Source organism: Marinobacter alkalisoli, from assembly GCF_045449795.1.
GTDB lineage: Bacteria > Pseudomonadota > Gammaproteobacteria > Pseudomonadales > Oleiphilaceae > Marinobacter.
Genome location: NZ_JBJJLB010000033.1, coordinates 1 through 11,934, shown reverse-complemented (window position 1 = coordinate 11,934; position 11,934 = coordinate 1). Strand labels below are relative to the sequence as shown.

Annotated in this window: 13 protein-coding genes; 2 read left to right on the top strand and 11 right to left on the bottom strand. The window is 53.8% G+C overall.

Annotated features, from left to right (window positions below; genetic code table 11):
- Positions 1 to 15 precede the first annotated feature (15 nt).
- From tnpC to ACJO3M_RS16090, 5 genes are all read right to left on the bottom strand, one after another.
- The gene (tnpC, locus tag ACJO3M_RS16110; RefSeq protein ID WP_406999692.1) at positions 16 to 1,560 is read right to left on the bottom strand and encodes an IS66 family transposase; all 1,545 of its coding nucleotides are present in this window, start codon (positions 1,558 to 1,560) and stop codon (positions 16 to 18) included.
- Between the two features lie 75 nt (positions 1,561 to 1,635).
- Complete coding sequence (gene tnpB / locus ACJO3M_RS16105) at positions 1,636 to 1,971, bottom strand: IS66 family insertion sequence element accessory protein TnpB (RefSeq protein ID WP_406999690.1); 336 nt, start codon at positions 1,969 to 1,971, stop codon at positions 1,636 to 1,638.
- Entirely contained in the window at positions 1,968 to 2,342 is a 375-nt protein-coding gene (gene tnpA, locus ACJO3M_RS16100) for an IS66-like element accessory protein TnpA (RefSeq protein ID WP_406999688.1), read from the bottom strand. Before tnpA ends, tnpB begins: the two co-directional genes overlap by 4 nt.
- A 124-nt stretch (positions 2,343 to 2,466) precedes the next feature.
- The gene (locus tag ACJO3M_RS16095; protein WP_407002410.1) at positions 2,467 to 2,970 is read right to left on the bottom strand and encodes a hypothetical protein; all 504 of its coding nucleotides are present in this window, start codon (positions 2,968 to 2,970) and stop codon (positions 2,467 to 2,469) included.
- 437 nt (positions 2,971 to 3,407) lie between these two features.
- Positions 3,408 to 4,130 (bottom strand): helix-turn-helix domain-containing protein, encoded by a 723-nt coding sequence (locus ACJO3M_RS16090; protein ID WP_407002409.1) that lies wholly within the window; start codon positions 4,128 to 4,130, stop codon positions 3,408 to 3,410.
- 473 nt (positions 4,131 to 4,603) lie between these two features.
- On the opposite strand from ACJO3M_RS16090, the gene ACJO3M_RS16085 reads away from it, so the two are divergent.
- Positions 4,604 to 5,563: an esterase/lipase family protein gene (locus ACJO3M_RS16085; RefSeq protein WP_407002407.1), complete on the top strand. Its 960-nt coding sequence runs from the start codon at positions 4,604 to 4,606 to the stop codon at positions 5,561 to 5,563.
- A gap of 85 nt (positions 5,564 to 5,648) precedes the next feature.
- Positions 5,649 to 6,701 carry a lipase secretion chaperone gene (locus tag ACJO3M_RS16080; RefSeq protein ID WP_407002406.1) on the top strand — a complete coding sequence of 351 codons (1,053 nt, stop codon included), beginning with the start codon at positions 5,649 to 5,651 and terminating at the stop codon, positions 6,699 to 6,701.
- A gap of 676 nt (positions 6,702 to 7,377) precedes the next feature.
- Here ACJO3M_RS16080 and ACJO3M_RS16075 read toward each other — a convergent pair.
- The 6 genes from ACJO3M_RS16075 to ACJO3M_RS16050 all read right to left on the bottom strand — a co-directional run bounded on the left by ACJO3M_RS16075 (position 7,378) and on the right by ACJO3M_RS16050 (position 10,901).
- The gene (locus ACJO3M_RS16075; protein ID WP_407002405.1) at positions 7,378 to 7,752 is read right to left on the bottom strand and encodes a hypothetical protein; all 375 of its coding nucleotides are present in this window, start codon (positions 7,750 to 7,752) and stop codon (positions 7,378 to 7,380) included.
- A 29-nt stretch (positions 7,753 to 7,781) separates the two neighbouring features.
- A complete protein-coding gene (locus ACJO3M_RS16070; RefSeq protein ID WP_407002404.1) occupies positions 7,782 to 8,171 on the bottom strand; it encodes a hypothetical protein in 390 nt (129 codons plus the stop codon).
- Positions 8,172 to 8,994: 823 nt separating this feature from the next.
- Positions 8,995 to 9,321: an antibiotic biosynthesis monooxygenase family protein gene (locus ACJO3M_RS16065; RefSeq protein ID WP_407002403.1), complete on the bottom strand. Its 327-nt coding sequence runs from the start codon at positions 9,319 to 9,321 to the stop codon at positions 8,995 to 8,997.
- Positions 9,322 to 9,433: 112 nt separating this feature from the next.
- Positions 9,434 to 9,865, bottom strand: a complete 432-nt coding sequence (locus ACJO3M_RS16060; RefSeq protein ID WP_407002402.1) for a hypothetical protein — start codon at positions 9,863 to 9,865, stop codon at positions 9,434 to 9,436.
- Between the two features lie 110 nt (positions 9,866 to 9,975).
- Positions 9,976 to 10,260, bottom strand: coding sequence for a hypothetical protein (locus ACJO3M_RS16055; RefSeq protein ID WP_407002401.1), 285 nt, complete (start codon positions 10,258 to 10,260; stop codon positions 9,976 to 9,978).
- Between the two features lie 167 nt (positions 10,261 to 10,427).
- Positions 10,428 to 10,901, bottom strand: coding sequence for a hypothetical protein (locus ACJO3M_RS16050; protein WP_407002400.1), 474 nt, complete (start codon positions 10,899 to 10,901; stop codon positions 10,428 to 10,430).
- Between the last annotated feature and the right edge of the window lie 1,033 nt (positions 10,902 to 11,934).

The following is an 11,934-nucleotide window of genomic DNA, read 5'->3' as shown; positions in this document are numbered from 1 at the left end:
GTAAGCGTCCGGCCATCACACCTTGTCAGTAATAGCCGGCTTCCAGTTGTGAGGCAATAGCTCATCGATGGCGTTGTTCTTCTGCATCGGGAGACGGGTCAGCACATCCTTCAGATAGGCATACGGATCATGTCCGTTCAGCTTCGCCGACTGGATCAGAGTCATGATGGCAGCCGCACGCTGACCACTGCGCAGTGATCCCGCGAACAACCAGTTGGAGCGGCCCAGCGCCCAGGGCCGGATCTGGTTTTCCACCCAGTTGTTGTCGATGGGCACAGCACCATCGTCCAGGTAGCGCGTCAGCGCTGCCCAGCGTTTGAGGCTGTAATCCAACGCTTTGGCCGTGCCGGAACCATCCGGCACTTTCTGGCGATGCGCCAGCATCCACTGATGCAGCGCATCAGCAATCGGCTTGGCTTTTGTTTCCCGGATTTCCTGCCGCTTGTCCGGTGGCAGGTCTTTGGTGTCCCGCTCGATTTCGTAGAGCCTTCCGATGTACTCCAGCGCCTTAGCGGCTAGCTCGCTCTTGTTGGCTTCGTGCAGATCGTAGAACTTGCGCCGGGCGTGGGCCATGCAACCGATCTCGATGATGCCGTTGCCGAACCCGGCCTTGTAACCAGCGTAATCATCACAGACCAGCTTGCCCTGCCAGTCACCCAGGAAGGTGCGGGCGTGTTCGCCTGCACGGCTGGGCGCGAAGTCATAAACGGTGGCTTTCAGGTCCGAGAACGGTGTGGTGCAGTAAGCCCAGACGTAGGCCTTGTGGGTTTTCTTCTTGCCCGGGGCCAGCATGCTGACCGGGGTTTCATCGGCATGCAGAACGCTGTGGTCCAGCAGGGTGTTTCTCAGCGCATCCACCAGGGGCTGTAACTGCACACCGCAGGCACCGACCCATTCGGCCAGGGTGGAGCGCGGAATTTCGAGGCCGGCGCGACCGAAGATGCGTTCCTGACGGTACAGCGGTAGATGATCGGCGTACTTGGCCACCAGGACCTGAGCCAGCAGACCAGCGGTGGGAATGCCCTTGTCGATCACCTGCGGTGGCACCGGTGCCTGGACCAGGGTCTCGCAACTGTCACAGACCCACTTGCCCCGGATGTGGCGTTCCACCGTGAACTCGCCCGGAACGTAGTCCAGCTTTTCGCTGACGTCTTCGCCGATGCGCTTGAGCTGGCAGCCGCAGCGGCACTGAGTGTTTTCGGGCTCGTGGTGGATCAGGGTGCGGGGCAGTTCCGGCGGCAGCGGGGTGCGCTTGGGCTTTTGCTTTGGCCGGGCAGCTTTCTGCTCCTCGGTCATCGCCTGTTCCAGCTCGACTTCGATAGCCGCCAGGTCGCTGTCGATCAGTTCATCCAGCAGTCGTCCCTGGACGGCGTCCAGTTGCTCGCTGCGCCGGGCATACTTATGGCGCTTGAGGATGGCCACTTCGTGAGTCAGCTTCTCGATGACCGCATCACGGTGCACCAGGGCCCGCTCCTTGTTCTCGACACGATCGAACAGTTCCGTGGCAAGAGCACGGAGCTGATCGGCAGAGAGTTGGTCGAGATCGGGGCGCTGAGTCATGCCCGTCAGTATGCCAAGTCCATGTGCCGCAAGCGATTCGCGGTTCTGGCTATGGCGATATCACTCAGCTTATGGTTACAGAATGGAGATCACGCCTTCAGCGCCAAGGCGTTGCCAGGGCAGGCCCTGAACCAGAGCGGATAACTGTTCCTCAGTCAGGCGCAGTTGGTCACCGCGCCAGGCTTCGCCCCAGTGGAACTTGCCCCGATTCAGCCGGCGAGCACAGAGCCAGATGCCCAGGCCATCGTGGATCAAGACCTTCATCCGGTTGCCCCGTTTGTTGGCAAACAGGTAGGCGCAATGCGGCCTGGCAGAACCGAAGACCTGAATAACCCGAGCCAGCGCTTTGTCTGGCCCGGCTCGCATGTCCAGCGGCTCAGTGGCCAGCCAGATCTCGTCAATGCGGATCATCCCAGCAGATCCCGCAACAGGGCGGCACACTGGTGGGCCTGCTCCGCAGGCCACTCCACCACCACCGCACCACCGGCGCGGGGAATCTCGATGCGGATGGTGCTACGCTTATCCGAGACCGATTGGTTGCCCGGTGCAGAGGTTGCAGCAGGCAGATTAACCGGAACAAATCCCGGTGTTGCTGGTGTTTTATCCGCTCGCTGCGCTTCACTCATCCAGCGCCGGACCATGTTGGCGTTGAGACCGTTATCCAGTGAAATCCGGGAAACGGAGGCCCCGGGTTCCAGGCATTTGGCGACAATCTCGGCTTTGAATTCGCGGGAAAACCGGCGACGGCGTTGGTAGGGCTTGGTTACGCTTAATTCGTTCATGTTAAGTGTCCACTAGAAAATAAGTGGACACTATCCTGACGTTGGCAGCGCCGTGCTCAAGATGGGATCACCGGACGCTTACGTCGAAGGCGCAATGTAATGGGTGTCGCCGTGTCTGCAATGGTTAGGAAAATAAGCCCAATAACCTTCGGCGCTCAATGAACGGATTTTTGTCCGGAGAATACCCAGCTATTATCTTATTTGCTGCCAAATCAAAAGATGACATGCCCGAATCCATCGCAAGCTCTTCAGTCCGAGACAAACGTGATACTCGCTTAACGAACGCCCGCGGAGGATCAATGGTGTACAGCCACCACTCTCGAGCCTTCATTCCCGGACGGTGTTCGTGGCACCCTTTCGTGAGATTTACCACCAAGTACTCATTTGGATCTTCAACCTTTCCAATTCTCCTCACTTCACCCTCTTTCTTGGGAAGCAGCAAGTCAGTGCAGATGTTGAATCCGGCTTTCTTGGGGCTTGGCTCGAAATGCTCAACCCTACTTCCATCTCCGTGGAACGCATAAACGATATTGCCACCAAACATGACGATTTTTGTGACGACGACCAAGTAATACCATTTACCCTCGAATCCGATTTCCAGGATGTCCCCTGGACTTTGCTGAATCACAATAATCTCCTAACGCCATCAGCACGCGGCTACGGAATGGAGGCGAAGCCGCAATGCAGTAGCCGTCGCCGTGCCTGTGATTGTTAAAACTGCTAATCGCTGCAGACCACTTTGAGCGGAAGACCGTCTTTGAGAGCGTAGTACTCTGTGCAGGTCCCGCCCTCAATGCTTACGGTCCGGGTACCATGGTCAAAAAAGTACATAATCTCAGAAACTCCAAGCCACCCATTCTTATTCAAGTCCATCTCGGCATAGGTAAATGGCAGGCTCACCAGCCAGAGGATTAGTGCCAGGATAAGGACTGCCAGAACACAACCAATACTCAACCCCACTTTCATGTGATGCTATGACCAAGATACCGACCAACACTAAGGCTACCCAAAGCAATCTTCGTTTCACTTTCCGATGTTGTATGGGTCAAGGGCTGGGTCTCCCGCTCATCCACCAGCACGGTATTGCTCATGCCGATGCCCCATTGGCTGGGCAGGCGCAAAAATACAGCCGCGATGTCGGTGTGACAGTACCGTTGATGGCTTCATCCCGAGCATGGTGCGAAAGGTATTGGAAAAGTGGGATGAATCGGTAAATCCTGCCGCGATAGAGGCTTCCGTCAGCGAGTTACCCTGGGCCACACCCACCGCAGTTACATACAGCCTGTGCCATTGACGGTAGCGACGAATCGGCACCCCCAGGTGCTTCTTGAACAGTTCCACCAGTCGGGGTACCGACAGGTCGACCTCACCTGCCAACTCCGTCAAAGACAAGTTGTCCGCTACCGACGACTTGATCCGTCGCACCACCTGTTCCACTCTCGGATCCACGGGCGATTGGTTGGCCGTATCCTGGGGAAAGAGCTGGTCCAACAGGGCGTAGAGTGCTTCAGGTGTCGGGGTCTCTCGAAGCACATCGGCAAAAGCTCCCTGAAAGGACTGCTCCTCCTGAAGGCAAACATACATACCATCCTGAACCTCCGTCATCACCGCTGCCAGGTTGGCATAGTCCTGCCCAAAAGGATCCAGATAGCACAAAGCGACAACCCCATTGGCCGAATCAGTGCATACCTGTTGTCCCGACCTGAAGAGCACACTGTGACAAACGATATCCACGCCACAATTCTCAGCCTGCACCCGCATAGGCCGATCGAGACTTACCGCCAACATCGGAGCAGCCTGGGAAACCTGGCGTGGCTCCGGCAAAACCCCGAGAAAAAACGTTCTTCGATCCCAGAGGTACAGCAAACTCCCTGACAACGGCGCATCCATAAGAACACCCTTCTGACTGAGCACCGGCACAATCGATCTATGTCCTTCAGGCAGAACTGCAAAGCTGGACAGGCCTGTCCGTCGATTGTTGCACTCGCATTCTGTTGTTTTTCGAAAAGCCTCAGTGAGCCCACCAGGGAATCATAGAACATGCACGACGAAAGGTCCTATCGGTATTTCGCTTTCGTGACCACAGACTCATACCCGCCTACTAACGCCCTCCGCCATCAGATCTTTCAAGTAACCCGAGTATGACACTGTGTAACTTTTAGGCGCCTGCAGAGCCCAAACAACCCCATAAACGTGATGCAGGTACCTATGTTTTGCGTTGTATCCAAAACAACAATGATTTCAAAGGCAAGGAAAACCCCATGAAGAAATTGCTCATATCAGCAGTCGCTACGCTAATGCTTGGCACCGCTCTACCCGCCCAGGCCGGCTTGCTCGATTTCTGGAAGAAGAATGAATCTCAAACCAAGCACCCCATTGTGCTGGTCCCCGGGATCTTGGCGTTCGACACCATTGCTGGCGTCGATTACTGGTACAAAATCCCTGCCGCCCTGGAGTCTCAAGGGGCCACTGTCTTCATACCAAAAATAAATTCCTATGACAGCTCCGCCAGGCGAGGTGAAAGGCTGATAGAACAGCTGGAAAACATCCAGGCCACATCGGATGGCAAGATTCAGAAGTTCAACCTGATGGGGCACAGCCAGGGGGGAATGACGGCACGTTATGTCATGAATGTGCGCCCGGACCTGGTGGCTTCTGTCACCACAATGCATACCCCGCACAAGGGTTCGCCACTCGCCGATGTGGCAACGGGCATCGCGGAGCCCGGCACGCTGCAAGGAGTGACTTTTGAAGTGTTCTCCAATGCACTGGGTGATCTCGTCAATCTAATGTCCGACAACAAGCAGGATGAGGCCGATATCAACGCCATGCTGGCGGAGTTCAATAAAGCCGGTGCCGCTGCGTTCAACAAACGCTTTCCAGTGGGCGTGCCAACCACCGACTGTGGTCAAGGGCAAGCCAAGGCCAACGTGGACGGTCACACTATCAGGCTGTATTCCTGGAGCGGCACTGCGACTGTGACGTCAGGTTTTGATATCTCGGATGCCCTTTTTGCGGTTACCGCTTCTGCTTTCGATGGGCCTACCGACGGTGTCACCGGACAATGCTCGAGCCACTTCGGCCAGGTTCTGAAAGACGATTACCGGATGAACCACATCGACGTGAACAACCATGTATTGGGACTGGTGTCGCTGTTCGAAACCAAGCCAGTAACCCTGTTCCAGAATCACGCCAATCGCCTGAAAAACGCAGGCCTCTGATCAAAACCTCCCGTTTTGCCTGGTGGCGGAACGGGAGTCTTCCATCGCGAAGATGTTGTCGCCAGTGCCTATCCAAGGAAAACGTATGTCAGTGTCTCACCGTCGTCTTATGTGTTGCGCCGCCGTCGCTGCGGTATTTGCCGTTATTGTGGGCGTGCAACCTCTGACTCAACCAGACCAGCACACCGCAGCCACCTCCGAAGTGGCAACTGTATCGAATCCGACAGCTTTTACGACAGGTTCCAAGTTGGACACCAACAACGACCAGGTTCATGCCAGCGCTCTGACTCAACGTTCGGAACTGGGTCCGCTACCGGCCTCTCTACAGGGTGCTGAACCCAGTGTGGTACTTACAACAGATGAGCAGGGAAACTTAGTGCCGGAGCATGACTTGCTTATCCTGTTTGATTTCTATTTGTCCGCGCTAGGAGAGGAACCACTCGATCTGTTGTTGTCGAGAATTCGACAGTCACTGGGTGACCGCCTGGAAGGTCAGGCCCTGGCTCAGGCACAGGATCTATTACGCCGCTATGTGGATTATCGAATAGCACTCGGAGACATCGAAGGCAGCTCCACACCGGCCACATCAAACGGCATGGCTCCCGTCTCAAACTTACGCGAACGTTTTCAACAAATGGCGGCCCTGCGTCAGGAACTGTTCTCCCAAGCGGAAGGCGAAGCTTTTTTTCAGCTAGACAACGTGCAGGACGAGTACATGCTGCAACGTTTAACGATCGAACAAAACCCTTCTCTCAACGACCAACAGAGGCAGCAAGCGATAGCGTCGCTTGATCAAACACTCCCGGAAGAAATCCGTGCCGTGCGCCAGCGCGTGACTCGTGATGCGGAACTCTACGTAACCACTGAAAGCATGCGGAGGACTGGTGCGGGAGAGGAAGAGATTTATAAAGTAAGAGCCGAAACATTAGGCCACACATCGGCCGCCAACCTGGCGGCGTTGGATCGCAAACGGGAGAAATGGGATCAACGACTTTCTGAGTACGCCCGGGAACGGGATGCCATTCGCGAGTCCGGCCTCAGTCGTGCCGACCGTGAAAGCGCGGTGGATACGCTAATCGAAGATCGCTTTAACGCGCTTGAGGGCAAGCGGGTTCGGGCATTGGATTCAGAGCTGTAAGGAATCGAGCCACTATGACGAGCTTCAATCAAAACAAAAAAAGCACCAGACCATGCAAAAAGGGCTGATTTTCGGGGGGGGTTACCGGGGAGCGTCAAAGATGCTTCTATACTTTGGCACAAGGTCTCCAGATGAGGCTTAACGCCGCTCAGCACGCGCGGTTGCGGAATGGAGGCGAAGCCGCAATGCAGTAACCGTCGCCGTGACTGGCTTGGTTAGCTGAGAGTGATGGGATTGCGATGAAACCTGCTCCCTGGCAACCAACACGACGGCTTGCTCCGTTTCCTTTGCACCGAAACCTGCCGATGCACTGTGATTAAAACCACCGCCAGTGATGCGTTGAACGAACCTGAACTCAAGATTAGCAGATCCGGACCGTATTTCCGGTGGACAGCCCCACAAGACGAGCACCGATTTCTAAACCAACACCTGCGACCGATTCAGCAACCAACCTGGACGCGGACTCTAAGGACCGGCCTTGGCAAAACCACGAACCTTGCCGGTTATGCTACCCGCTTTCGGCCAAGGGCGGTGGCACCAAGCCACCCAAAAGGAACGAGGCACTACCAGCTAACGCCGTTGTAACCTGTGCGGTTTGTGGAGTGGAGTTTTGCGGTAAAGTGGCGAAGCCACCGCAAAACGGAGCGTAGCAAACTGCATCAGGTTGACAACCTTGTTATGCATTTTCCTCTTCCAAATCTGCAAGATCTTCTTCAGTCACCCATTCTGCTGTTTCAGGAACAACTTCCTCCGAAAGCCAATGGAATATATTTGTGTATTCAGCTCTTGCTGGAAAGCCTTCTAATTCCCGTTTACCGGCCCAAGTTAAATGAACGCTAACGACGATACTGAGAATCTCACCATCAACAACCTTGAATCCAGCTACGTCATCACAGTCTTGGCGCCTAGCAAAGGGATAGAAGTCTTCGCCTGTTTCCTTTTGATACTCTAATCGCAGTCCTTCTTGCCCAGGGTTCTCTATGAACCACCAAGGAAGAAGCCCATTAAATTTGTGAGCTTTAAGCCAGCGATACTCAATTGGTAATTTCATGCTGTTTTCCGAATGGTGCATAACGCCACTCAGCACGCGCGGCTACGAAATGGAGGCGAAGCCGCAATGAAGTAGACGTCGCCGTGACTGGCCTGGTTATGTTTTCCCAATGCTAGGTCCTGCGCAACCGCAAGGCGCACCTGATTCATTCTGCTTAACCCTCGGACGTAACCCTCTAACTCCATTTCGTCGACTTCTGGCAAACAAGCTCCCTCGAATTTTTCGATTTCAACGCTTACCAATACAGACGCATCAATCAGGACAATATAGATGTCTTCAAGTTGTTCCGGCGTCCAATGAAGCACATAAGCACGAGAAGTGCTGTAGCCATGGCTTTCTAGTACCTGGTGAAGACGGGAATCAGGGTTCTGAAGAGCTGCATTTGAATACACCAGCTTCTCACGAAAGTCCTCCTCCATCTTGCTTCCAATCAATCTCACCTACGATGGCCTCATTGAACATAACGCTAGCGGTAACGGGCGCCGGAGCGAAGCGGAGGGAACCAGAACCCGCAAGGGTTATGGCGTCCGGTTGACCGCCTGGTTAAGGGCCGTTTACCCGTTGTTTTGTATTGGCACCCAATGTCGAATGCCCACTCCCGGTACTTTGTACCAGCTCGACCCATGGCGCCAGGAACCAGAGCACTGAATGGGCAGGTGTCGACAGCGAATGCGCCGGATTGCCCCACGACCTGAACACCAGATTAGCCACCAAAACCGATGCCAAACTGGAGGCTGTTTTACGTGCGCGGCCAAACACCCGAACCGGCCCCAAACACCATACCCAAGAACACAACAGCCAGGCCTTTAACGCGGAGCACAGCGGCGGCCCGTCAGAGACGTCCGGCGGCCATCGGCCGCGTACTGATGCGGATTGTTAGAAGCTCCTATAGCTCCGGGCTTACTCTTCATACTGGCCGCCCGTGACAGAAAAGCTCAATGAGTCACTTGGTGGCCCCTCGATGAAAAGGCGAGTCCCGTCAGAAAACTCTATGCAAGTTTCACTGGGCCTCGGACGCAAAACGCGCGAGACGACTTTCCCTTCCAAAAGGTTCTGGATAGAGCTAGCTTCCTGCTCCAGGGCGTGTTCTTCCTTCATACCTTTTACTCCGACACCCAGGGCTTTTAACGCCAATGTTAAGCGGCGACCTTTTGGGAGCGAAGCGGAGAAAAGGGCGTCCGGTGGACGGCCGTCAGGCCGGGAACGAACTTGAACGACTGGTTACAAAGCAAGTGCACCCGTTTACCCCCGCTGCTCTGCCGAAAACTGATGTTCGATGACTTCATAGTGCTGCACCGAAAGGTCAGGCTCAAGCTGATAAACCTCATCTTCCGGGTACAAACGCGCCTGCGAAATATCGTTGCCAGCAAACGCCTTGATCGACTCCAGGTTGTCCCAGTACGTGATGAGGGTGAGTTCAATTTTGGCCGTCAGAGAACGGCGGAAAATCTGAGCACCGAGAAAGCCCGGTGTTGCGGACGAATCCTTAATGCCGGTTTCGTAAAGATAGCCCGTGAACCCTTCACTGTGGGTTTCAGGCACTCGGCATTTCCATTCCCTGGCGATCATTACTACGCACTCTCCCTTGCTTTGTAACGCCATGCTCAGCGGCGGCCTTTGCGTAGCGGAGCGGAGAAAAGGCCGTCCGGTGGAGGCCCGCCAGGGCCGGAACGAACTGCAGCTAATTGTTAGAAGACTTTAGCCGCCTTATGTATCTCTTGGACCTTGGCACTTTATGCCTGCGGCCCAGGGAATCCTCAAGCCAGATCGAAACAAAGCGATCTGTAAAGTCTGGCGCCTCAGCAACTAGATCATTTTTGTCCCAATACTCTTCTATGTACTGGTTCTCCTCAAGCTTCTTGCCAAACTCACCTTCTCCGATGTGCTGCGCTTGCCAGCCATTTTCCTCTAGATCGCCACCTATTGAGCGGATATATATGGGTCTACGACCTTTATTCACCGCTTTGAACTTGATCCCAGGAGGGCCGTAGTCTTCATGCCCGGGATAAAAACTTGAATAGATCTTCAGGCGACTCCTATCCCGCAAAAGTGCCCAAATTGACACAAACAGACTTAGAGCCGATATGACAATTGCTACCACGCTTAAATTCATGAGTTCCTTCTAACGCCGAAGCACAGCGGCGACCTTGGAGTGGCGACGAAGGAGCCACGTAAAGGGCGTCCGGCGGCCATCGGCCGCGAACTGCTGCGTCTTGTTAAAAATTAGTACGACCTGTAGAACCGTTTTCTATCTTTCTTGTAAAGAGTAATCGCGGTACCCCAGAAAGACAGCAGGCAACCCAAAGCGACTTTGTCATACTGCCTTAAAAACTTATGCTTAATCACTTCGGTGATAGAGCTAACAGGACCAGAAAGCTCGAAATTTGAGACGTTATAGTTGCCCCACACTTGGATGCCAAAAAATCCGACCACTCCGAGGACAATCGCCCACTGGGTTCGCTTCGAGTAGGCTAAAATCACCAAAGTTTCATTGAACCAATCCTTCACAAACACTGCCTCCTTGCATTTTTAACGCTTGCAGCATGTGCGCCTGCGGAATGGAGCCGAAGGCGCAATGTAGTAGGCGTCGCCGTGCCTGCACTGGTTAGTGGTAGGCTGTAAGTAGGCCTTACGCATGGCACCAATTGTTCCGGCAGCTTAAACGCTATAAACACCTAACTGCGCTCTTTAACTATCAAAAAAATCATTATTATTGAGTAAATAACCGAGATCTGAATCATCTTGTCGGTCAAGGTTGAATATGTCCGCTCCGCAGCTTCCTCAAACTCATCGATACCATATATTTCTTCTTCTCTGAACCTGAGCGCGGCTATTCTCCTGCCCTCTGTTAAACGTACCTGAACTTCATCAAAATAATCCACCCGGTACCAAAACGTTCTCGCATTTGAATTGGGAAGAGCGATAGGGTATTCGGTACCAGCAGTTTCGATGCTAAAAGAGCCTTGCGGCGACCTGCTCTTTCCGTTTACAACAATCGTCTGCCAGTCGGAATATTCACCAAAATCTTCTGAGCCAGCTCTGATAAACATCAGAAACAGTATCAACCCTATAAAAACAAATGAAAAAAGAGGCTTCAGTGAGTTCGAAGTCTTTTTGGTTGCCTTTTTTGACAGAACATAGCGGCTCATCCAGAGCTCCTGTAAAACCCCGATCACTAACGCCGTTGTTCAGCGGCAGCCTTGGCAGAGCGCAGCGGCGACAAGGCTGTCCGGTGTAGGGCCCTTCGGGCCCGGAACGAACTGGAACTATTTGTTAAATGGTCACTCGACAAGGTTCCGCTCCAGGTTATTGATTACACGAGCCACCAATTCTGAATCAATGGGATAGTTTATTTCGGGGTTTGCTAACCAAAAAACCATTTCGTCCAGAACTTCTTCGTGACTGGCAAGCATGCCGATGTCTTCCCTCTGCTCTATAGCGTTCGCCCACCCTCTTATTTGAGTCGAGCTCAGGCAGCCTGGCTCAAATGCCTGAAGAACCGAGATAACGTGCCCTGGCCTCAAAGTAACTAGTTCATCTTCCGAGTCCCAACCATGCGTCCGAAGCTCACTTAAAAGAGCGCCAATATCCTCTCTATTTCCAATTAGCGCCTCGACAAGTTCTGCTCTGGTACGCAACTGATTCACCATTTAACGCTGATGGTAACCGGCGCCGTAGCGCAGCGAAGGGAACCAAAAGCGGTACGCTTTTGGCGTCCGGTTGACCGACTGGTTAAGGGCCGGTTACCCGTTGTTTTGTATTGGCACCCAGTGCTGAATGCCCACTCCCGATACTGTGTGCCAGCTTGACCCATTGCGCCAGGAACCAGAACACCGAATACGCGGAAAGTGCCCGACGAATGCGCCGGATTGCCCCGCGACCTGAACACCAAAATACCGGCCAAAACCGTTGCCAAACTGAGGGCTGTTTTCTGCCTGCAGGCACCCACCCAAACCGCGCCAAAACACCCAACCGATGAATACCACAGCCAAGGCCTTTAACATTTGTATATGAGTCTGAATGATCACTTTTCCACTGACTCATATCTCAATTCAACAATCTCCCAAAACTAGGCAAAAAAACCTGCCAGGTCAATAAGTTCTGGCTGTTTTCCTGACCGCCGTCCCAAACAAAAATGATCACAAAGACCACTATCCACTTTTTCAACCACCCTTCCATACC